The organism is Neisseria subflava (assembly GCF_003044935.1).
GTDB lineage: Bacteria > Pseudomonadota > Gammaproteobacteria > Burkholderiales > Neisseriaceae > Neisseria > Neisseria subflava_E.
Genome location: NZ_POXP01000001.1, coordinates 844952 through 864135, shown reverse-complemented (window position 1 = coordinate 864135; position 19184 = coordinate 844952). Strand labels below are relative to the sequence as shown.

At 48.0% G+C, this 19184-nt stretch carries 18 protein-coding genes; 7 read left to right on the top strand and 11 right to left on the bottom strand.

From position 1 onward, the window contains the following. The first annotated feature begins 93 nt into the window (after window positions 1-93). The 6 genes from DBY95_RS04200 to DBY95_RS04170 all read left to right on the top strand — a co-directional run bounded on the left by DBY95_RS04200 (window position 94) and on the right by DBY95_RS04170 (window position 4800). Window positions 94-879: an inositol monophosphatase family protein gene (locus DBY95_RS04200; protein ID WP_036490235.1), complete on the top strand. Its 786-nt coding sequence runs from the start codon at window positions 94-96 to the stop codon at window positions 877-879. Window positions 880-1147: 268 nt separating this feature from the next. Continuing rightward, a complete protein-coding gene (gene proB / locus DBY95_RS04190) occupies window positions 1148-1951 on the top strand; it encodes a glutamate 5-kinase (RefSeq protein WP_107723481.1) in 804 nt (267 codons plus the stop codon). Between the two features lie 9 nt (window positions 1952-1960). Further along, window positions 1961-3211: a glutamate-5-semialdehyde dehydrogenase gene (locus DBY95_RS04185; RefSeq protein ID WP_107723480.1), complete on the top strand. Its 1251-nt coding sequence runs from the start codon at window positions 1961-1963 to the stop codon at window positions 3209-3211. 88 nt (window positions 3212-3299) lie between these two features. Beyond that, a complete protein-coding gene (gene grxD / locus DBY95_RS04180; protein ID WP_003681608.1) occupies window positions 3300-3611 on the top strand; it encodes a Grx4 family monothiol glutaredoxin in 312 nt (103 codons plus the stop codon). Window positions 3612-3758: 147 nt separating this feature from the next. After that, entirely contained in the window at window positions 3759-4385 is a 627-nt protein-coding gene (gene upp / locus DBY95_RS04175) for a uracil phosphoribosyltransferase (protein ID WP_003746048.1), read from the top strand. Window positions 4386-4482: 97 nt separating this feature from the next. After that, window positions 4483-4800 (top strand): DUF2322 family protein, encoded by a 318-nt coding sequence (locus tag DBY95_RS04170; protein ID WP_107723479.1) that lies wholly within the window; start codon window positions 4483-4485, stop codon window positions 4798-4800. 56 nt (window positions 4801-4856) lie between these two features. Here DBY95_RS04170 and trxA read toward each other — a convergent pair whose 3' ends face one another. The 9 genes from trxA to DBY95_RS04125 form a co-directional block, all read right to left on the bottom strand. Continuing rightward, window positions 4857-5189, bottom strand: coding sequence for a thioredoxin TrxA (trxA, locus tag DBY95_RS04165; protein ID WP_003681479.1), 333 nt, complete (start codon window positions 5187-5189; stop codon window positions 4857-4859). A 125-nt stretch (window positions 5190-5314) separates the two neighbouring features. After that, window positions 5315-6880, bottom strand: coding sequence for an ABC transporter ATP-binding protein (locus tag DBY95_RS04160; protein ID WP_107723478.1), 1566 nt, complete (start codon window positions 6878-6880; stop codon window positions 5315-5317). Between the two features lie 81 nt (window positions 6881-6961). Then, on the bottom strand, window positions 6962-8515 hold the full coding sequence (locus DBY95_RS04155) for a fatty acid--CoA ligase (protein WP_199903850.1): 1554 nt from the start codon (window positions 8513-8515) through the stop codon (window positions 6962-6964). Window positions 8516-8834: 319 nt separating this feature from the next. Further along, complete coding sequence (locus DBY95_RS04150; RefSeq protein ID WP_107723477.1) at window positions 8835-9620, bottom strand: TatD family hydrolase; 786 nt, start codon at window positions 9618-9620, stop codon at window positions 8835-8837. A 4-nt stretch (window positions 9621-9624) separates the two neighbouring features. Next, entirely contained in the window at window positions 9625-9978 is a 354-nt protein-coding gene (locus DBY95_RS04145; protein ID WP_003682949.1) for a PilZ domain-containing protein, read from the bottom strand. A 10-nt stretch (window positions 9979-9988) separates the two neighbouring features. Continuing rightward, window positions 9989-10969: a DNA polymerase III subunit delta' gene (locus DBY95_RS04140; RefSeq protein WP_107723476.1), complete on the bottom strand. Its 981-nt coding sequence runs from the start codon at window positions 10967-10969 to the stop codon at window positions 9989-9991. 322 nt (window positions 10970-11291) lie between these two features. Next, window positions 11292-12608: an MFS transporter gene (locus DBY95_RS04135; RefSeq protein ID WP_107723475.1), complete on the bottom strand. Its 1317-nt coding sequence runs from the start codon at window positions 12606-12608 to the stop codon at window positions 11292-11294. After that, a complete protein-coding gene (gene ccoS, locus DBY95_RS04130) occupies window positions 12605-12793 on the bottom strand; it encodes a cbb3-type cytochrome oxidase assembly protein CcoS (RefSeq protein WP_003681462.1) in 189 nt (62 codons plus the stop codon). Before ccoS ends, DBY95_RS04135 begins: the two co-directional genes overlap by 4 nt. After that, a complete protein-coding gene (locus DBY95_RS04125) occupies window positions 12793-13098 on the bottom strand; it encodes an HLGFF motif protein (protein ID WP_003681461.1) in 306 nt (101 codons plus the stop codon). The genes ccoS and DBY95_RS04125 overlap by 1 nt, the downstream gene beginning before the upstream one ends. Before the next feature lie 235 nt (window positions 13099-13333). Here DBY95_RS04125 and DBY95_RS04120 point away from each other — a divergent pair, with 235 nt between their 5' ends. Then, window positions 13334-14530, top strand: coding sequence for an acetate kinase (locus tag DBY95_RS04120; RefSeq protein ID WP_107723474.1), 1197 nt, complete (start codon window positions 13334-13336; stop codon window positions 14528-14530). Window positions 14531-14709: 179 nt separating this feature from the next. On the opposite strand, the gene DBY95_RS04115 is transcribed toward DBY95_RS04120, so the two are convergent. Continuing rightward, window positions 14710-15975, bottom strand: coding sequence for a histidine-type phosphatase (locus tag DBY95_RS04115; protein WP_036490205.1), 1266 nt, complete (start codon window positions 15973-15975; stop codon window positions 14710-14712). Window positions 15976-16116: 141 nt separating this feature from the next. Next, entirely contained in the window at window positions 16117-18879 is a 2763-nt protein-coding gene (locus tag DBY95_RS04110) for a TonB-dependent receptor domain-containing protein (RefSeq protein ID WP_107723473.1), read from the bottom strand. Between the last annotated feature and the right edge of the window lie 305 nt (window positions 18880-19184).

The following is a 19184-nucleotide window of genomic DNA, read 5'->3' as shown; positions in this document are numbered from 1 at the left end:
ATGTTCTTTAACAGCATCGGAAACGATTAACAGCCTTTTGTGTGCCATGTTCGGCGCATTAGGGCGTATTTTACCTGAATTAGGAAGAAAACCATGAATCCGTTTTTAAATACCGCTTTCAAAGCCGCCCGTAAAGCAGGGCAAATGATGATTCGCGCCGCCGGCAATCTGGATGCCGTCAAAGTAGACAGCAAAGCATTCAACGACTTCGTTTCCGATGTTGACCGCAGCTCCGAAATGATTTTGGTGGAAGCGCTCAAAGAAGCCTATCCGCATCACAAAATCACTTGCGAAGAAGGCGGCTCCCACGGTAAAGCCACCGCCGAGTACGAATGGATTATCGACCCGCTCGACGGCACAACCAACTTCCTCCACGGCCATCCCCAATACGCCATTTCTATGGCACTCCTGCACAAAGGCGTGTTGCAAGAAGCTTTGGTGTACGCACCTGAGCGCAACGACGTATATATGGCTTCCCGCGGCAAAGGCGCGTTGCTCAACGACCGCCGCATCCGCGTTTCCAACCGCATCGAATTGAACCGCTGCCTGATCGGTACCGGCTTCCCTGTTGTCGATCAAAGCATGATGGACAAGTATCTGGCGATTTTGAAAGACTTCTTGGCCAAAACCGCCGGCGGCCGTCGTGAAGGCGCGGCTTCTTTGGATTTGTGTGCCGTTGCGGCCGGCCGCTTGGACGGTTTCTTCGAGTTCAACCTCAAACCTTGGGATATTGCCGCCGGTGCATTGATTGTCCAAGAAGCAGGCGGTATCGTTACCGATATGTCCGGCGATGAAGGCTGGTTAGAAAGTGGCGACATCGTTGCGGCCAATCCTAAAGTATTGGCGCAAATGTTGAAAATTATTTCCGACCATCAATAAGCGTTTGTAGGGAACGGTCTGTATTTATTTATCTTTGCAGGCTAAAGTTTCAATAATCGGTAAAAGGCCGTCTGAAACCTGAAATAGGGTTTCAGACGGCCTTTTGTTTTATTGTTAACAGATTCGTGTAAAAGCTGGAAATATGGCTTTTGAAGGAGGTACTTTTTAATTTTGTCTGTATTTTCTATTGCTTCGCAGTTATGATGTAGATACGTTTGGCTGAAATAATGCCGCATGCAATCATAAAAATAGAAAGCAGAGGAGAATAATGAAACGAGATTTTGAAGCAGTAAAACGCATTGTCATTAAGATTGGAACCAGTTCTTTGGTGTTGCTAAACGGTAAAATCAATTTGGCAAAAATCGACCAACTGGCCTTTGTCATTTCCAGCTTGGTCAGTAAGGACAAAGAAATTGTGCTGGTGTCTTCCGGCGCAATGGGCTTCGGGCTGAATGTCCTCAACATGGAAAAACGTCCGGCGGAAATGGCGCAGCAACAGGCTGTTTCCAGCGTCGGCCAAGTGGCCATGATGAGCCTTTATTCGCAGATTTTTTCCCATTATCGGATGACGGTATCGCAAATCCTGCTGACGCGTGATGTGGTCGAATATCCGGAAAGTTTGGCAAACGTTACCAATGCTTTTGAATCCCTGCTTTCCATCGGCGTCATCCCTATTGTCAATGAGAACGACGCGGTCAGCGTGGACGAGATGGACCATGCGACCAAGTTTGGCGATAACGACCGTTTGTCGGCAGTTGTAGCGAAAATCGTTAAAGCCGATTTGCTGATTATGTTGTCCGATATCAACGGTTTGTTTGATAAAAATCCGGCTGTTCACGCCGATGCTAAGCTGCGCAGCCATGTTACCGATATTACCGAAGAAATTATTGCTTCTGCCGGCGGATCGGGCAGTAAGTTTGGTACGGGCGGCATGCTCAGTAAGATTAAGAGCGCGCAGATGATGTTTGAACATCACGGCCAGATGGTGTTGATGAACAGCGCCAATCCGCGCGATATCCTTCAGGTTTTAGATGGCGCGCCTATCGGAACGTGGTTTGCACAAGAGAAATAGGGAGGTTTGATGAGCTATATCGAACAGTTGGGCAAGAATGCCCAAAAAGCCAGTAAAACGTTAATCAGCTTGGGAAGCGTGGGAAAAAACAATCTGCTGCGTCAGGTTGCAAAGGATTTGGTTGAACAGGCTGAGATGATTTTGGCGGAAAATGCCCGCGATTTGGCCGCTGCAAAAGAAAACGGCATTTCGGACATTATGCTCGACAGGCTGCGCTTGAATCATGAACGCATCAAAGGCATTGCGGAAGGTGTTGGGCAGGTTACCGATTTGCAGGACCCGATTGGTCAGGTTGTCCGCGGCTATACTAATCTGGACGGTTTGAAGATTGTTCAGAAACGCGTGCCTTTGGGCGTGGTTGCCATGATTTTTGAAAGCCGTCCCAATGTTTCGGTCGATGCGTTTTCTCTGGCCTTTAAAACCGGCAATGCCATTATTTTGCGCGGCGGTCGCGATGCCATTTATTCCAATACCGCATTGATTGCCGTGATCAGGCAGACTTTGGTAAAAGCGGGAATGGATGCTGATGTGGTGCAGCTGGTCGAAGATACCAGTCATGCCGCTGCCGAGGAATTGATGCAGTCAGTCGATTATATTGATGTACTGATTCCGCGCGGCGGCGCGCGCTTGATTCAGACGGTGAAAGAGAAATCGAAAGTCCCCGTCATTGAAACCGGAGTCGGTAATTGCCATATTTATGTCGATGACAGTGCCGATTTGGAGATGGCGGCCGATATCGTCGTCAATGCGAAAACGCAGCGTCCGAGCGTGTGTAATGCCGCGGAGTCTTTGGTTGTCCACGAAAAGATAGCGGAGGCGTTTTTGCCCAAACTGGAAGAAGCTGTTGCCAAAGTGCATCCGGTTGAATTTAGAGCCGATCAGGAAGCATTGCGTATGTTTCAAAATGCTGTTTTGGCAACCGAGGAAGATTATAGTACCGAGTTTCTTGACTATATTATGTCGGTCAAAATAGTGAAATCAGTGGAAGAAGCCGTCGATTGGATTAACGGCCATACAACGCACCACTCGGAAGCGATTGTGACCCAAAGCATTGCCCATGCCGAGTTTTTCCAAGAAAGCATTGATGCGGCGGCGGTTTATGTCAATGCGTCCACTCGGTTTACCGACGGCTTTGTGTTCGGATTGGGCGCGGAAATCGGGATTTCCACCCAAAAGATGCACGCCCGCGGCCCGATGGGTCTGGAAGCGCTGACTTCGACCAAGTTCTACATCAACGGCAACGGTCAGATCCGACGTTGATAAACGCCCCTCAACTTCATCAATTTGCGTATAATGGCGGGAAATTTGATTTTCCCCGAACAACCGATTTAGTAAAAAGGAATACACCATGTCCTCTATCCACGATCAAATCAAAGAAGTCGTTACCACACACCGCGTCGTATTGTTCATGAAAGGCACAAAGCAATTCCCGCAATGCGGCTTCTCTTCCCGTGCCGTACAAATCCTGAATGCGGCAGGTTGCACCGATTATGTAACCGTCAACGTATTGGAAAACGATGCCGTACGCCAAGGCATTAAAGAATACAGCGACTGGCCGACCATTCCTCAACTGTACGTTAACGGCGAATTTGTCGGCGGCTCCGACATTTTGATGGAAATGTACGAAGCCGGCGAGCTGCAAGAATTGTTGAAAGCTTAAGCATTTTAAATATTCACGCAATGTAAAATTGTTGACAAAGGCCGTCTGAAACCCTGATTCAGACGGCCTTTCGCATGAATACGCACTTTGCGCGCCATGCGAAAAAAAGTATAATCCCCCTCCATCAACGCAATTCGGAAAATCAACATGAACGTTACCGTTATCAACCACCCTTTAGTCCGCCACAAACTCACGCTGATGCGTGAAGCGGATTGCAGCACTTACAAATTCCGCACGCTTACTACCGAGTTGGCACGTCTGATGGCATATGAGGCCAGCCGTGACTTTGAAATTGAAAAATATATTATTGACGGCTGGTGCGGCTCTATCGAAGGCGACCGCATCAAAGGCAAAACGCTGACCGTCGTCCCGATTTTGCGTGCCGGTTTGGGTATGCTCGACGGCGTACTCGACCTGATTCCGACTGCCAAAATCAGCGTTGTCGGATTGCAGCGCGATGAAGAAACTTTGAAACCGGTTTCTTATTTTGAAAAATTTGTCGACAGCATGGACGAACGTCCCGCGCTGATTATCGACCCGATGTTGGCGACCGGCGGCTCTATGGTTGCCACCATCGACCTTTTGAAAGCCAAAGGTTGCCGCAACATCAAAGCATTGGTATTGGTTGCCGCACCGGAAGGCGTGAAAGCCGTCAACGAGGCGCATCCTGATGTAACCATCTACACTGCCGCACTCGACAGCCACTTGAACGAACACGGCTACATCATCCCCGGTTTGGGCGATGCCGGCGATAAGATTTTCGGTACACGTTAATTGAAATGTTTAAGGCCGTCTGAAAAGTGTCAAACCTAAACTTTCAGACGGCCTTGTTATATGGTTTGCTTTAAAACCCACATCAGAAAGGACAATCATGAGCTTCCAAGACAATCTGGCCGCCATGCCTGCCATCGATCATTTGAGCGGCTTGGATATTCTCGACAAAGAGGGCAATGTGGTTCATCACATTCCCAATGCACCCGGCAAACAAGGCTCGCTCAAGCTTTACCATGCTTTGGCACAAGAGTTTGGCGGTAAACTTGACGCAGCGGCGGCAGAACGCGGCCTGGCATGGTTCGCCGAACATGTTGCCGATGCCGAAGCCAATCCGGGCAAACATCCGAATATTGATTTGCTGTTTAAAGTGAGGGCTGAAAATGCCAGCCTGACTTTGAAACCATTGGCTGCTTAATGAATAAAGGCCGTCTGAAAACAATTTTCAGACGGCCTTTTTATATGCTTTAAGCCTTAAGCGATAGAAGCTTCAACGAATGCAGTCAGTTGGCCTTTAGCCAATGCACCGACTTTAGTGGCAACGTTTTCGCCGTTTTTGAACACCATCAGGGTAGGGATGCCGCGAACGCCGAATTTGGCTGGAGTGGCTTCATTGTCGTCGATGTTGATTTTAACGACTTTCAGACGGCCTTGGAATTCGGAGGCAATGTCGTCCAAGATTGGGGCGATCATTTTGCAAGGGCCGCACCATGGTGCCCAGAAGTCCAACAATACAGGTACGTCGGATTTCAAAACGTCTTGTTCGAAGCTGGCATCGCTGGCGTGGATAATCAATTCGCTGCTCATGTTTGTTTCCTTTTGAATCGGGATTAAAAATATGTTGTTCAGAATAGTGGCAGACAGGGAAAATTTCAAGTGCCGCCACTCGGTAATAGTTTTTTTGAAATGCGCCTATCGTAATCCTTAAAGATTCAGACGGCCTCTTGAATCATGTGGCCGGAGTGGGCAATCAAATGGCGCGTGTAGTCGCTGCTTGGATTGGCAAACACGCTTTCGCATTCGCCCTCTTCAACGACTTGACCGTCTTTCAACACCATCACGCGGTGGGAAATGGCGCGGATGACGGCGAGGTCGTGGCTGATGATGATGAAGGCGAGGCCGTACTCTTTTTGCAGGCCGCTGAGCAATTCAAGGATTTGTTGTTGCCATTGGACATCGAGCGCGCTGGTTGGTTCGTCCAATACGAGGATTTTCGGGCGGACAATGATGGCGCGGGCGATGGCGAGGCGTTGGCGTTGGCCGCCGGAGAATGCGTGCGGATAGCGTTCGAGTGCGTCTTCGGGCAGGCCGACTTGTTTGAGGACTTCTTCGACGCGGCGGCGCATTTCTTCGCGCGGCATTTCAGGTTCGTGCACGCGTAAGGCTTCGGAAACGGTATCGAAGACGTTCATGCGCGGATTGAATGCGCCGAACGGGTCTTGGAACACCATTTGGATTTCGCGGCGTAATTCGTGTCGCCATGGCTCGCCGTTGATGTGCAGGCTGCCTTCGGAATCGATAAGGTGCATAACGGCTTTTGCCAGCGTGGTTTTGCCGCTGCCGCTTTCGCCGATGATGCCTAAGGTTTCGCCGGATTTGAGGTCGAAAGAAATGGGGTTGAGGATGGTTTTGTCGCGTTTTTTAAACCAACCGTCCGATTCTTTGACGGAAAAGGCGATGTGTTCGGCATTGAGTACGGTGGCCGGGTTTTCAGGCAAGGGGGCGACGCGGCGTGTTGTGCCGGCATTGAGCAGCATTTTGGTGTATTCATGCTGCGGATTGGCGAAGACTTCGGCGGCTTTGCCGGTTTCGAGGATACGGCCGTTACGCATAACGGCGACATCGTCGGCAAAACGGCGCACGAGGTTTAAGTCGTGCGTAATGTAGAGCATGGTCATGCCGTGGTCTTCCTGCAGGCGCGAGAGCAGGTCGAGGATTTGGGCTTGAACGGCAACGTCTAATGCAGTGGTCGGTTCGTCGGCAATCAGGAGCTTGGGTTGGGCGGATACGGCCATGGCAATCATGGCACGCTGGCGTTGGCCGCCGGAAAGTTGGAACGGATAAGCATGGGCTTTTTGCTCGGGCTGGTGGATGCCGGTTTCGTCTAGGAGTTCGATGGCGCGCGCCCATGCCTGTTTTTTATCCAAACCCAAATGCAGGGTCAGGACTTCGGCGATTTGTTCGCCGACGCGCATCACGGGGTTGAGGGCGGTCATGGGTTCTTGAAACACCATGCCGATTTCGCAGCCGCGCAGCTTTTGCAGGGCGCGTTCGGACTGGGTCAGCAGATCGGTTCCGCAATATTTCAGACGGCCTTCAAAGCTAACCATCGGGTTGAGGCGCATAATGCCTTGCGACAATACGGTTTTGCCGCTGCCGCTCTCGCCGACCAATGCCAGCTTGCGGCCGGGTTGCAAGGTCAGGTTGATATTGTGCAGGACTTGCTTGCTCGGAAAGGAGCCGTTTAGGTTTTCGATTTCGAGTATAGGTGTCGTCATGGTCGTGGCCGTCTGAAAAGTTTGTTGATGACAGGTTTTCAGACGGCCTGCATGAATCAAGGGGCCGTCTGAAACAGCGGTTTAGTCTTGAAACTGTTCTTTGAGTTTGCGTTTTAACACTTTGCCGGTGGCATTGCGCGGCAGCTCGTCTTGGAAGATGATTTGTTTGGGGATTTTAAAGTTTGCCAACAGGCCGCGCAGGTGGCTGCGGATTTCGGCTTCTTCCAGTTTCATGCCTTCTTTGAGTTGGATAAAGGCAATGATTTCTTCATCGGCGTATTGGTCTTTCACGCCGATTACGGCGGCGGCTTCCACGGCTTCGAGTTTGTAGATGGCTTCTTCGATTTCGCGCGGATAGACGTTTTGGCCTTTGGAGATAATCAGGTCTTTTTTGCGGTCAACGATGAAGATAAAGCCGTCTTCGTCTATGGTGACGAAGTCGCCGGTTTTCAGCCAACCGTTGACAATGGTTTCATCTGTGGCATCAGGCATATTGAGGTAGCCTTGCATGACCGAGCCGCCTTTGATGATGAGTTCGCCCACTTCGCCACGCGGCACTTCGATCAATTCGTCATCGACGGCTTTCACGGTCAAACCGGGCAGGGCGACGCCGACGCTGGCGGTTTTTTGGCGCTCAGGCGTATTGACGGCAACTACGGGCGAGCATTCGCTCAAGCCGTAGCCTTCCAGCAATTTGGCACGCGGGAATTTGGCTTTGAAGTCGTCAATGGTTTGTCCGGCCAAAGGCGCCCCGCCGCTGATAAACAGACGGACGCGGTTGAACCATCTGAAATACCAAGGAATTTTGGCTTTGCTCATGGCAGTGTAAATAGCCGGTACGCCGAGGAAAATGGTAGCGCGTTTGAGTAAAACCTGTTTCAACACGTTGGAGAACGGGAAGACGGATTTGACCAAAATAATCGAGCAAGCTTGAGATATCGGCAGCAAAACCATGGCGGTCAGCGTAAAGCTGTGGAACATGGGCAAGAAGACGACGAAGCGGTCTTTGCTTGAAATTTGGAAAATTTGTTCGATGCCCGAAAGGTTGGAAAACAGGTTGCTGTAACTGATTAATGCGCCTTTTGGGTGGCCAGTTGTGCCGGATGTATAGATAATGTGCGCCAAATCGTTGACGGACGGCTGACGGCTCAGATTCGGCTTGCCGGGGAATGTACGCGCGGCATCGAAATAGCTGTCATCGCCACTGGCGGCGTTGGTTTCACCAATCCAGATGATTTTATTGACTTTGGTTTTGGTTTTGATGTTTTTGAGTTCTTTGGCCAACGGCGCGGAGGCGAACATAAAGCGTGCGCCGCAGTCATTGAGGATATAGGAAAATTCTTCGCTTTTCAAAAAGACGTTGAGTGGGACGGCTACCGCGCCGATGGAAGTAATGGCGAAATAGGCGGCAATAAATTCGGGAGAGTTGGAAACGACAAGGGCGACCCTGTCGCCATATTGTACGCCTTGGTGTTGCAGATAGGCGGCGACGGTTTCTACTTCGCGTTTGAGGGAGGAATAGCTGATTTTTTCTTTGTCGTTGAAAATGACCGTGCCTTTACCGTTTTTTTGGCAGGCTGCAGTCAGCATAGCGTAAAAATTAGGGTGGGTGTGCATTTCGGAGTTTGTGTCCATATTGTGTCGATTGATGTACGGTTTCGATGAACCGTTTATTTCGAAGGATAGGTTTTACATCCTATCGGTAAAATAAGCAAGAGGCCGTCTGAAAATACTTTCAGACGGCCTTGAGCTTTGCTGGGCTTAGGAAAGCAATATTTTGAATTTAAACTTATTTATTGTGTTGATGAGAATATTCGCATTCTTCAAAAGTCTGCCGTTCGGAAGATAGCGCAAGCCAATTGCGTTTCTGTCTCAAGCCATTTTGAGTTTACTGCCGTGTTTGAGGCAGAACCCGGATAACGGGTAGGCAGAGCAGATGATAGAAGCTCTAGGCTTAACCGTTGTTCAGACGGCCATCGGGTACTTTCTTAAACAGGCGATAGAAATTGTCGCTGGTGTTTTGTGCCAATGTTTCCAAGCTCTCGCCGCGCAGATTGGCTAAGAACTCAGCCGTATAGCGGACGTAGGACGGCTCGTTTTGTTTGCCGCGCTTGGGAACCGGCGCGAGGAAGGGCGCATCGGTTTCTACCAAGATTCTGTCGGCAGGGACGTATTTGGCGGCTTCCTGTATCAGCGGTGCATTTTTAAACGTTACAATGCCGGAGAAGGAGATATACATGCCCAAATCCAAAGCGACTTTGGCAAAGGCGACGTCTTCAGAGAAGCAGTGAATCACGCCGGAGTTGGTGTGGCACTCTTTCAAAATCCGCAATGTGTCTTCGGCTGCATCACGCGTGTGGACGATAACGGGCAGGCCGCTTTCGTTGGCGGCTTGGATATGGTCGGCAAAGCGTTGATGTTGCCATGACAAATCGCCTTTGCACCAGTAATAGTCCAAACCGGTTTCGCCAATACCGACGATTTTCGGATGTTTGGCCGCTTCTACCATTTCGGCAATGGTAAATTCTTCCGCTTCTTGGCTGTCGGGATGTATGCCGATGGTGCAGTAGATATGGTCATTTGCCTGAGCAATGTCGAAGACTTCGGCAAAACTTTGTTTGCTGACGCTGATGGCAAGCGCCTGTTTGACGCTTTGCGCTTCCATATTGGCAAAGACTTCGGGTAGGCGGTCTTTTAAGCCGTCAAAGTTGAGATGGCAATGTGAGTCGATTAAATACATGGTATTACAGGGTAAAAGTAGTGCGGTCGCTGCGCAGGCGCGGGCCAAGCTCGGCTTCGATCAGGTTTTTTGCCTGCAGGCAGCTTTCGTGTTCGGAGAATGCAAGACCTACGCCTTTAGGGCGGTGAGCCGAAGTGCGCGCCGGATTGATCCAAACGACTTTGGTTGGCAGGAAACGTTTGGGATAGTCGGCGATTTCTACGGCCAAGAGGATGTCTTCGCCTAGGGAGAATACGTCATCGGTCGGTACGAACAGTCCGCCGTGTTCTAAAAACGGCATATAGCAGTTGTACAACAGATTGGGGTCTTTGAGTTGCAAAGCCAACATCTTCGCCGGAATGTCTTTTTTATTCATCATTGATTACCTGTTAGGGTTTGTTTTGCCAAAAATCTAAATATTCGATAAGCAGATACTCAAGCTGCATTTTAACACTCAAGGTATGGTATCCGTAAGGGTTGAGCGCGTTCAGACGGCCCAATAGGGCAAACAGCTTGCGTGAATCGGTTTTAGAGGCCGTCTGAAGCAGGGCTTGGGCATGGTGCGGATAATAAAGCGGCGTCATGCTTTGTTGTGCCAAGCCGACATCCATCAGCCACTTTTGCAGCCAGTCGATGAAAACGGCCAGCGGTTGTTTTTGTTTGTCGAACGCGGCGGCGTAGTCGAGTATAGCCAACAGGCGCGGTGCAGCTAACAGCGTCAGCAACTCTTCACGCAATGCGTCCAATTCGGGAGTCGGTGTAAATAAAGGCGCGCCGCTGTGGAATGCCAACAAGGCTTCGGCATTTTCCACGCCCTGTTGACGCAGGTATGCCGCAGCCTGCTCATGGGTAGGCGAGGGCAGCACCATCTGGCGGCAACGGCTTTTGATGGTGGGCAGGAGTTTGTCGCGCGCATGGGTAACGAGCAGGAAAACGACGTGTTGCGGCGGTTCTTCCAAAGCTTTCAACAAACCGTTTGCCGCCTGTGTATTCATGCTTTCCGCCGGATGTACCAATACCACGCGCAGGCCGCCTCGGACAGCGGTCAGGTAAATGTTTTCCACAATATCGCGCACGGCATCGATTTTGATTTGCAGGAGTTTGCGTCCCGTTGCCTCGCCTTCGGGCATTTCCGGCGTGAGTTCGTAAAAGTCGGGATGCGTGTTTTGGCTGAACAAATGGCACGAAGCGCACTCGCCGCAGGGTTCATGGCCGGACTTGGGCGATTCGCACAGCAATGCCTGCGCGACAAAGCGGGCAAACTCGGTTTTGCCGGTATTTTCTTTGCCGGTAAACAGCCAAGCGTTAGGTCGGTTTTGCCAATGGGCGGCGAGCTGTTGCCATTGGGTTTCATGCCATGGATAAATCATATCGTTTGGGAACTATTAGGTAGGTAGTTATTATACTCTCAGGCCGTCTGAAAAAGGTTTCAGACGGCCTTTAATAAACTGCCTAAAAATTAATCAAATATATTTTTGCTTTGAAATATCAATTGTTAAGTTTACTTATTCACAGCCTTTGCACATGCTTATTTAGGGGAAATGTGCATTTTGTTTGGCGGTAAAGTTGTGCTTAAAATTTAGGCAGATGTGTTTTTTAATGTTAAATCAGACAGTAATCTGATTTATGCACAAACTGTCCACGCGATTGAACAGTGAAAATGTGCATGGTGGGGAGACATTTCAGACGGCCTTATTTGCTGATTTTCAACAAAGCGGTCAAATCCCCGATAAATTTCGGTTCCCGTTTGATGAGGTAAACAATCAACGGAATATTACCTACGGCAACAATCAAATACAGCAGCGTGATGCTGTCGAACAACATCAGCAAAACCGCGCTCAAAATGGCAGCCGACACCATAAACACGCCGTTGATGATGTTGTTGGCGGCAACAGCATGGGCGCGGAAGGTTTCGCTGCTGGCAGTTTGCAGCCAAGTGTAGAGCGGTACGGAGAAGAAGCCGCCGAAAAAGCCGATGGCCGACATCACGAGCATAATCGGATACGCCTTGGCTTGCGATAAAAACCAAATAATGCCGTTTAATTCGGTAAAGCGTTGGCCTTGGGTCAGCCACACCAGCAATAATCCACAGACCGTCAGCCCCAGAGTGCCGATGGTAACCAAGCCCAAAATCAGGCGCTCATGGCTGAGTTTGGCGCATAACACCGAGCCGATGGCGATACCGATGGAGAACAGCGCCAACATCAGGTTGAACACATTATCGTTGCCGCCCAAATGGATTTGCGTGAACGTCGGTAGTTGGGTGGTATAAACCGAGCCGATAAACCAAAACCATGAAATACCGATGATGGACGTGAATACGGGACGATTGGCCGCCGCTTCACGAATCAGTGAATTCGTGCCTTTGATGATGTTCCATTCGATTTTTGTGTCCGGCATTTTAGCGGGTACAGACGGCATAAACAGGCTGGTCATCGTACCGCCGATGGCGACCAATAACACCAAACTGCCGACAATATACGGCGGAACACCTGCGACTGCGGTGCCCAAAATTTGGCCGAGCAAAATGGCGATAAACGTACCCGATTCAATCAGGCTGTTGCCCATAATCAGCTCTTTGTCGTTGAGGTAATCGGGCAAAATGGCATATTTCAGAGGGCCGAACAAAGTCGATTGCGTACCCATGCAAAACAGGCAGATTAAAAGCAAAGGCGCGGATTGAATATAGAAGCCATATGCTGCCACTGCCATAATGATGATTTCCAACAGCTTGATCCAGCGCGCTAAAACGGCTTTATCGAATTTGTTGCTCAGCTGTCCTGACAGTGCGGAAAACAGGAAGTAGGGCAGAATAAACAGCATTGCGCCCAAATTCAGCATTTGGCTGGGCGGCAGAAAGTCGTTTTTACCCAAACCGTAAAAACTGATCATCACGAATAATGCGGTTTTGAACATATTATCGTTCAACGCGCCCAAAAACTGCGTCCCAAAGAGCGGCGCAAAACGGCGGGTCGTGTGGAAATTCAGATTGTCTTTTTTAAGGCTCATTGTTTGGATTCTTTGTCTTCGTCTTTTTCGATCAGTTTTTCAGTGGAGTCGTCATCCATCAAAATGCGGTGCGCAGGTCCTTCAAGGTCGTCAAATTGTCCGTTTTTACCCGACCACCAGAAAAACCAACCGATGATAAAGGCCAAAATAATGCTGATGGGGACAAGGATAAACATACTTTCCATTACATCGCTCCGGTCAAATCGGTCAGGATAAAGGTTTTACCGCTGATGGTCAGGTATTCGTTGCGCAACGCACCGATATTTTTATCGTCAAAAAACAATTCGATACGGTCTTTGACCACGCGCCAGTATTGTGGGATATCGGTTTGCTCAAAAGGCGACAATACCGCTGCTTCGGCTGCGTCTTCGCTTTGCAGCTTGATTGCGAAGCGTCCGCTTTGCGGCGGATTTTGCGATTCATCATCTGCCAACATAATAAAAAATCCGGCGTGTTCGCCGTCTTGAGTGTGGATACTGAAATAATGCATATCGGGAAATCTTCAAAACCGCCGTCATTTTTTCAGACGGCCTAAAATAAAATTCCGTCCATTTTACATCAAATATTAAGTCAAGCAGCCGATTACATTTTTTGTTAGAATACGACGTTTACTTTGTTAATCTGTTCAGACCGCTACCCACTACGTCCCACAAGGGGTGCAACCCAGCCGGAGCAGCAGTAAGGCCCCGACAAAAAATGCCGTCTGAAACCTCAAGGAGCATAAAATGACACAAAAATTAATCTTGGTTTTGAACTGCGGCAGCTCTTCTCTCAAAGGTGCCGTATTGGATAACGACAGCGGCGAAGTATTGCTGAGCTGCCTGGCAGAAAAACTCAATCTGCCTGATGCCTACATCACCTTTAAATTCAACGGCGAAAAACATAAAGTCGACCTGTCTGCCAAGCCTGACCACACCGGCGCAGTTGAAGCCCTGATGGAAGAACTCAAAGCCCACGGTCTCGACAGCCGCATCGGCGCCATCGGTCACCGCGTCGTCAGCGGCGGCGAACTGTACAGCGAATCCATCCTCGTTGACGACGAAGTTATCGCTGGCATCGAAAAATGTATCCCGCTCGCTCCCCTGCACAACCCTGCGCACCTCTTGGGTCTGCGTGCCGCACAAAGCATCTTCAAAGGTCTGCCTAACGTTGTCGTATTCGACACCGCCTTCCACCAAACCATGCCGGAACATGCCTACACCTACGCTATTCCACATGAACTGTATGAAAAATACGGCTTGCGTCGTTACGGCGCGCACGGTACCAGCTACCGCTACGTTTCCGATGAAACCGCCCGTTTCCTCGGCAAAGACAAAAAAGACCTGCGCATGGTGATTGCCCACTTGGGTAACGGCGCATCTATTACCGCCGTCGCCAACGGCGAATCACGCGATACCAGCATGGGCCTGACCCCGCTGGAAGGTTTGGTAATGGGTACCCGCAGCGGCGACATCGATCCCGCAGTGTTCAGCTTCTTGGCTGAAAATGCCAACATGACCATCGCCCAAATCACCGAAATGCTGAACAAAAAATCAGGTCTGCTCGGTATTTCAGGTTTGTCCAATGACTGCCGTACCATCGAAGAAGAAGCTGCCAACGGCCACGCAGGTGCCAAACTGGCTCTAGAAATCTTCATCTACCGCTTGGCTAAATACATTGGCAGCATGACAGTAGCGGCAGGCGGTTTGGACGCATTGGTCTTCACCGGCGGTATCGGTGAAAACTCCGACATCATCCGCGAACGCGTATTGGGTTACTTGGGCTTCCTCGGTCTGCACATTGACCAAAAAGCCAACCTGAAAGCCCGCTTCGGCAATGCCGGTGTGATTACCACTACCGACAGCAAAGCTGTTGCCGTTGTGATTCCTACCAATGAAGAATTGATGATTGCACACGATACTGCCCGTCTGAGCGGCCTGTAATCCGTCATTATTGAAAACCTGCCCGAAAGGGCAGGTTTTTTGTTGTGTATAGATGAAGAAAATTTTGAGAATATATTGAGAAAAGCCGGTAAACATTACGTTTGCCGGCTTTTCCGTTTGATCCACTCGCAGTTTCTGCGAATTCTCTTTTAAGTATTTTTCATAGGGTTGCATGAATGCTATTTCTTACCGTTCTTAATACCCTCACTCAACACCTGTTGAAAACGCTCGTAATCACAAAAGCCCTTTTCATCTTTTTCACAGCCTTTGAGCGTTAAAGCTGTTTGGTTTGGTGGTGTCGCTAAACTTAATGGCGTGGTGTTAATCAGCTGTTCGGTAGATTGATACACATAATCCAACTTAAATTTGAGCTTACCACTTGGTTTGTGCTTCCATACTTCAAATAGCAGCTTGCCACCGATTGGGATATTTTCCAATGAACCATCTAATTCATAAGGCTCAACACCTAATGCAGCCAGCAGAGCGACGATATTAGAATCGTGTCCAACCAATAAGTTAATTTTATTTTCGCTATTTAGCTGCTGCTGAATAAATGCCAATAACGGATATGATGCATTTTGTGCTAACGCTTCATTGTTTTTAAATAAAGTGCGGTAATATTCGTTTTTAATTTCGTTAATTGCGCGCCATTTTTCTTGGCTATCCACACGACCGTTTGCAATTTCAGAATCAGGCTTACCCACATAATGTGCGAGCAATAATGCACTGACAATTTTCTTCCCGGTGCTGATAGAACCAGTAATCTTGACCGACTTGCCGTCTTTGATACTGTATTCACCGACTTTTCCACCTAAATCACATTCGCCTTTTTGCAAGCAGTTTGGTGAATTTTTATAATCGATGATTTCACTCAATAGCGCATAATTTGGCGCTAATTTTTGCTGTAAAGCGGTTAAATCAACGTTATTTTTTGCAGATTCAATCAAAGCTTGGCTTGGATTGTGCGCCTGCGTGTTAAAAATTGGATCTTTTTCTGAACCAATTTCACCGTGATGTTGCAGTTGAACATTACAGCCTGCAAAAGCTCCCGCCACAATGGCCTGACCTGTTGCAATGGTGCGTTGCACTCCATTCGCATAAGCGAAAATACCTTCACCCGATGCACAACGATCTGTCGTTAATAATCCTTTATCCGCAAGCCATTGTCCTAAATATTGGCCGAAATAGGTTTCTAGCACTGTCCCTTTTGCCGTGAGATAACCAGATGGCACATCCCATTTTGCCCACGCATACGGGGAATATTTCGCCATTTCTTGCGGATCTTTTTCCACTGGTGAACGCAATCCGTGTCGGCTGAAAATCAATACTTTCTCTAATTCATAATCAGAACTTGAGGAAGTTTGACCATTTTCTGTTGCAAACGCACTACTTGCTAAAGCTGAGCCAAGCAAAAGTGCGGTGAATTTTAGGGTTATTTTTTTCATATTCGATACCTAATCATTTAATGTTGAAATTGAGCTATAAAAATTCAAGGCATATTTGGTGCCGTAAACTAACACCATAAATACTGCAACAATATTGACTACCGCTTAATCAGTGCAATATTAAGATACTGATAGATAGGTTTAGAACTTATAACTGATGGTAAACAGCAAAGTCCTGCCTCGTGCGTAGTTGTTCAAAACGGAGCGTGTCGTACCGCCATATTTGCCATTGCATAAACCGTTGGCATCGCATTCGACTTCCTCATCATCTAAACCGCCTTTTCTTTCAAATACGCTGAAATAGCGCTGGGTTGCGGCATCATTTGCGGCATCCAAAGGATCGACATAGCGTTTATTGAACGCATTTTGAATGTCGAAACGAAGGATAAGGTTTTTCTTAGGTTCATAATTGGCATAGAAATCAAAAATCATCGGCTGTCTGTTGATGCTTTCTGTTTTTTTGATCACCCTTCTGCCCATTTGGTGTGAAGAGTAGGTATTGGCACCGGTTGTCCCGTCAACAAATTCCTCCTCAGTCGTCGCCCGTGTACTTTTGCCGTAATAGCGCATAATGCCGCCGATGGTCAATTTGTTGCCTAACCATCGGGACCCTAATTCAAATCGGCCATAATCTCGGGGTAAGCGTGAAATTTTGCTTAAGCCGTAGCCCTGTTTGATTTGGTCTTCTTTAGAAGAATTGCGGGGCGATTCGCTGGCATCGCTATAGTTGGTCGGCTGGTTGGTTTTTTGATAGGCGTAAGACAGGGTTGTAAAAAAGCGGCCGAAATCATAGTTCATTTCCACTTCCAAACCATTTTTATGGACAGGTTTGGCATAGTTTCGATGCTGGATAGAGTATTGCAGGCCGGTGCTGGTTACCCAGCTGGGTGCTTTATCCAAATCCCACCATTTGCCATAAACATTGTGGATATAGTTGTTGATCCTGCTGCGATAGGCGACCAGTTTGAAACCCAATACATCGTCCGGCTTGAAAATCCCTTTTTTGAAGGTATTGAAGCCTATTTGGTAAGTATTGGCCTGTTCCGGCTTGAGGGCTGTATTGACGCCCGAGTCGCCGATTTGTGAAAAATACATTTCTTGAATATTCGGCATTCTATGCGTACGCGAATAGCTGATAAACGGCATAAAATAGTCGTTGACATTGATGTTTAATGCCACCGAATGGTTTACCGCATGCTTTTTACCGGATTTGGTATAAACCGGTTCGTAAAGGTCGCAGCTTGGCGTGCAATGCTGTTTATAAATTTCAGAATCTTCTCCAAATGCTTTTTTAAAGTCTTCTTGGGTATTGAAGTAGTCGGTATATTCGCCTTTGTAGCGGTAGTTGACCATATTGGCGCTGTAATTCAATTGATAAATGCCTTTTTTCAAGGAAGTATCAAAATAGAACGTATTGAATTTTTGCTGGCCTGAAGGTTGCAATATCGTTGATTTTTGGGGAAATATTCCTTTGTCGCCTTTGAAGCGGCCTAAAAAGCTGTACAGGCCGGCATCTTGATCAGGGCCGTCGTAAAACAGGCTCAGCTCTTCCGGAAAGCGGTTTTTACTGTATTGGTTTTTAAAGAAATTGAAACCGACGGTGGCTTTTAAATCTGTTTTGTTGGGAAGTTTGAAAGAAAAGCTGTTGTTGATATCCAAAAGATTGGCTGTGTTTTTGGTTTCCAAATAATCAAGCAGCCCCCATCCTGAAAAACGTGAGTTTTTCGGATATTTTTGTTTTCCCAAATTATGGGCGGCCAACACGTTTAAATCGACATAATCGCCAATGTTTAAGTTGTAATTGGCTTGGTAGTTGCGGTTTTCTACTTTGCGGCTGCCGATACGGTTGTTCATGGTACGAAGCTGAAGATCCAGCTTGTTGTTGTCGTTTTCGTATTCCACTTTGACCAAATGGCTGTTTGAGCGTTGTTGCAGGCTGGTCGGGTCGATTGGGGTCAGATCCCATTGCGGTGCCAAATTCTCTTTCCAGCTTCTTTCCAAGTCATCGACATAATCTCTTTGTAAAACTTCAGGATCGTTATATTTTTTGGAGAAAGGGTAGTCCCAATAGCTTTTACCGACTGCGTTACGCTTGGAAAAATCGCGAACCCAGAGATTTTGTTCGTGGTCGAATTTCAATAGGTTGCTCTCAAAATATTCTTGTTTTTTACGGTCCAAATATTCCTCGCCAAAATTGCCGATACGCTGACCGCCGCCGCCCACTTTATAGTTTTGCTCGACATTACGGTGGCTGTAACCATATAACGCACCAACGCGTGCACCGCTGTCAAGCCATTTTTGTACAGCTCCGGTTGCCATAAAGTTGCTTTTGGTGCTGTTTGTGCCGGTCAATCCTTTGGTCAAGAGGCCGAAGGTATTGTTTCCGTGTACCACATCGTCTACCCGTAAAGTACGGAAATTGGCTGTACCGGATAAGGTATTGATGCCGTTGGCACCCGAGAAACTGCCTTTGGTTACATCCACACCGGCAATAAAATTGGGATCCAGTGCCGTACCGAATTGCGAGGAGCTGCCGCTGCGTCCGGCATCGGCAGAAGTGGAATAGAAGGTTTGGGTTACGCCGTCAACCATCGTATTGACGCGTCCCAAACCGCTATCGCCACGAATATTGACCGCCAATACCCCCGATCCCTTGTCTTGTTGGGTGAAGACGCCGGGCATGCTCCGAACGATGGTATCGATGTTTTCGCTGGATTGATAAACGCGTTCACGCGAACTTTTGGCTTGGCCTTCGGTAAAAACTTTTTTCTCTTTGGCAATGTGTTTGCCTTTGACTTGAATTTCATCAAGCTCTTGAGTTGAAACCTCTTCTTCTGCGTGTGCGATACTTGTTATAGCCAGTAAAGATAATGTTAGTAGATTTAATTTGAAATTCGGATTCATGATAGTTACCTCAGAAACGAAGCTGCTACTGTATAACATATTATTAAACTTTACAAATATTTTGATAATGGTTTTTATTTGTTAAAAAATAAAGTAAAATTTTGTTTTAGAAGATAATCCAAGCGCATATGAGTGGTCTGGCTGAAAAGATAAAGCAGGTCTGAATTTGAATTGGGTTGGTCGAGAAGAAGGGAGATTTAATTGAATTTAAATAGCCGGAAGAAGAAAATTTGATTGCGATATGTGAACTGGGCCGTTGGTTTCAAATGAAACCGGTAAAAAACATGAAATGCAAAATATAAAGT

Coding starts and splice junctions, on each gene's coding strand:
- DBY95_RS04200 (WP_036490235.1), top strand. CDS start 94: ATGAATCCGTTTTTAAATACCGCTTTCAAAGCCGCCCGTAAAGCAGGG.
- proB (WP_107723481.1), top strand. CDS start 1,148: ATGAAACGAGATTTTGAAGCAGTAAAACGCATTGTCATTAAGATTGGA.
- DBY95_RS04185 (WP_107723480.1), top strand. CDS start 1,961: ATGAGCTATATCGAACAGTTGGGCAAGAATGCCCAAAAAGCCAGTAAA.
- grxD (WP_003681608.1), top strand. CDS start 3,300: ATGTCCTCTATCCACGATCAAATCAAAGAAGTCGTTACCACACACCGC.
- upp (WP_003746048.1), top strand. CDS start 3,759: ATGAACGTTACCGTTATCAACCACCCTTTAGTCCGCCACAAACTCACG.
- DBY95_RS04170 (WP_107723479.1), top strand. CDS start 4,483: ATGAGCTTCCAAGACAATCTGGCCGCCATGCCTGCCATCGATCATTTG.
- trxA (WP_003681479.1), bottom strand. CDS start 5,189: ATGAGCAGCGAATTGATTATCCACGCCAGCGATGCCAGCTTCGAACAA.
- DBY95_RS04160 (WP_107723478.1), bottom strand. CDS start 6,880: ATGACGACACCTATACTCGAAATCGAAAACCTAAACGGCTCCTTTCCG.
- DBY95_RS04155 (WP_199903850.1), bottom strand. CDS start 8,515: ATGGACACAAACTCCGAAATGCACACCCACCCTAATTTTTACGCTATG.
- DBY95_RS04150 (WP_107723477.1), bottom strand. CDS start 9,620: ATGTATTTAATCGACTCACATTGCCATCTCAACTTTGACGGCTTAAAA.
- DBY95_RS04145 (WP_003682949.1), bottom strand. CDS start 9,978: ATGATGAATAAAAAAGACATTCCGGCGAAGATGTTGGCTTTGCAACTC.
- DBY95_RS04140 (WP_107723476.1), bottom strand. CDS start 10,969: ATGATTTATCCATGGCATGAAACCCAATGGCAACAGCTCGCCGCCCAT.
- DBY95_RS04135 (WP_107723475.1), bottom strand. CDS start 12,608: ATGAGCCTTAAAAAAGACAATCTGAATTTCCACACGACCCGCCGTTTT.
- ccoS (WP_003681462.1), bottom strand. CDS start 12,793: ATGGAAAGTATGTTTATCCTTGTCCCCATCAGCATTATTTTGGCCTTT.
- DBY95_RS04125 (WP_003681461.1), bottom strand. CDS start 13,098: ATGCATTATTTCAGTATCCACACTCAAGACGGCGAACACGCCGGATTT.
- DBY95_RS04120 (WP_107723474.1), top strand. CDS start 13,334: ATGACACAAAAATTAATCTTGGTTTTGAACTGCGGCAGCTCTTCTCTC.
- DBY95_RS04115 (WP_036490205.1), bottom strand. CDS start 15,975: ATGAAAAAAATAACCCTAAAATTCACCGCACTTTTGCTTGGCTCAGCT.
- DBY95_RS04110 (WP_107723473.1), bottom strand. CDS start 18,879: ATGAATCCGAATTTCAAATTAAATCTACTAACATTATCTTTACTGGCT.